The 1,090-nt window shown below is 64.5% G+C and carries 1 protein-coding gene and 1 pseudogene; both read left to right on the plus strand.

The genetic code is table 11. The annotated features are described in order from the left end of the window. On the plus strand, positions 1-654 hold a 654-nt coding region (locus ABLE94_RS26330; protein ID WP_006438341.1), incomplete at its 5' end, for a DUF305 domain-containing protein. Positions 655-803: 149 nt separating this feature from the next. Beyond that, positions 804-947: pseudogene (locus ABLE94_RS26335) on the plus strand (M23 family metallopeptidase); the annotation flags it as partial. Positions 948-1,090 lie beyond the last annotated feature (143 nt).

Consider the following 1,090-nt stretch of genomic DNA (forward strand, 5'->3'; position numbering starts at 1 on the left):
ATGAGAGTCACACGAACCGGTGTCGTCGTTGCTGCCGCGGCGGCTGTTCTGACAGTGGTGGCCGCGTGTTCGGACACCTCGACTGAGGATCATTCCTCGATGTCGGGGATGGGTACCAGCACGGTCAGTACCGAATCGTCAGCGGCGGCCTCTGCCGAACACAACAGCGCGGACATCTCGTTCGCCCAGCAGATGATCCCGCACCACACCCAGGCGATCATGATGAGCGACATCCTGTTGGAGAAGGACAACATCAACCCCCAGGTCGTCAGTCTGGCCCAGCAGATCAAAGACGCTCAGCAGCCCGAGATCGAGCAGATGCAGTCGTGGCTGAAGCAATGGGGAGCCCCACTCGAGGGCCAGGGGCACAACATGGACATGGGTACCTCGATGGCACCGGGTACCTCCCCGATGCCGTCGATGATGGGCATGATGTCGCCAGAACAGATGCAGCAGCTACGCGACGCGCAAGGCGCCGAGGCGTCGCGCCTGTTCCTGACCCAGATGATCGAACACCACCGCGGCGCCATCGCCATGGCCAAGACCGAGATTCAAGACGGCCAATCGCCCGAGGCGATCGCGCTGGCACGCCAGATCGTCACTGACCAGGAAAGTGAAATCGCCAGGATGCAGCAGCTTCTCAACAACCCCTAGCGGCCCGACCCGCCCGGGTTTGCCTCGGCTACACACACATCGCGATCACCATCGCCGCGACGACACCGGATGCCGCCAGCGTGGTCGGTACCGCCACCACACCAGCCACCGCCGCGGCGGCACCCACATGATGACGCCGCGACCGGCACCGGCGAGTCCTGGCCGGCGCGCAGATCGCAACGGTAGGAAACCGCGGCTACTCCACCGGCCCACACCTGCACTACAAGGTGTGGCAGCAAGATGGACCCAAACTCGATCCTGCACCGTGGTTGAGAACCCGGGGAGTCTACGTCGTCGGACGACCCGCCTTATCGGCGCGCGGGAGGTATGAGGACGAGTGGTCCCGCAGGTGTCGCGAGAGTTGTCGCACCACGGCCTCGACGTCGGCGAGCGGTGGCGAACACGCATCGGCGGGGACTACCTGTGGGGTGTCGCC

The sequence above is a fragment of the Gordonia sp. VNK1 genome (genome assembly GCF_040049135.1).
Lineage (GTDB): Bacteria > Actinomycetota > Actinomycetes > Mycobacteriales > Mycobacteriaceae > Gordonia > Gordonia oleivorans.